This window comes from Actinophytocola sediminis (assembly GCF_054779715.1).
Window position 1 is genome coordinate 1 of sequence record NZ_BAAGXS010000137.1, and the last position, 967, is coordinate 967.

The window sequence follows — 967 nt, forward strand, 5'->3', positions numbered from 1 at the left end:
GCGCCGCGCAAGACCCGTGGCCTGATCCAGGCGGTGAGCCTGGCGAACACCATTCACAAGGGCACCAACGTGGCGACGGGCGCAAGCTCGGCGACCACGGTGATCACCCCGGTCGCGGCGCACTCGCTGTCCGTGGGTGACGTCGTGTTCTTCACCCGCACCGGCGCGGCCACGAACATCACCACCGGGCGCCCGTACTGGGTGCAGGCCGTGTCCACCACGGTTTCGTTCAGCGTCGCGGCGACCGATGGTGGGTCGGCGATCACGCTCGGCACCTCGTCGGCGAACATCGACTACCGGTCGGCCGGCTCGACCGCCCCGGACGTCGACGACATCAACGAGTTCGCTCAGCTCGTGTATGACGGCGGCGGCCTGACCGACGGACTCGGCACCTTCCTGGTCAACAGCTCGCAGAAGGTGGCGCTGTCCAAGGCGTACGCCGACGCGTACGGCAAGGCCAATCCGCTGATCACCGGCCAGAACGTCGGCGGTGTCCGGGTCGACCAGATCGAGACGGACTTCGGCCGGCTCAACATCATGGTCGACAGGGCGATGCCGCAGGACTCCATCCTGCTCACCTCCCTGTCGGAGCTGCGCACGAAGTTCTTGCTCATCCCGGGCAAGGGCAGCTTCTTCGAGGAGCCGCTGGCCAAGGTTGGTGCGTCGGAGGACTCGCAGCTCTACGGCGAGATCGGCCTCCAGTACGGGTCCCCGATCAAGCACGGTCTCCTGACCGGCTTGCCGTTCCGGGGGCAGTGATGCCGGTCTACGAGCACAAGACGGCCACCCCTCGGCGCCAGATCACCGTATCCGGCGCCGAGGCGGAGGCCGCCTACGACGCGAACCCGGCGTGGCGGCTGTTCGTCGAGGAGCGGATCACGCCGAAGCAGCTGATCCAGATCGACGCCCGCGCGATCGGGCTCGACGACTCGGGCACGGTCGCCGAGATCACGGCCCGGATCGACGC

At 68.1% G+C, this 967-nt stretch carries 2 protein-coding genes; both read left to right on the forward strand.

Going from position 1 to position 967, the window contains the following annotated elements:
* Positions 1-759: SU10 major capsid protein (locus ACYVIP_RS44680; RefSeq protein ID WP_460407317.1), on the forward strand; the 759-nt coding region annotated here is incomplete at its 5' end.
* The coding region (locus tag ACYVIP_RS44685; RefSeq protein ID WP_460407319.1) for a hypothetical protein at positions 759-967 on the forward strand (209 nt) is incomplete at its 3' end. The genes ACYVIP_RS44680 and ACYVIP_RS44685, both read left to right, overlap by 1 nt.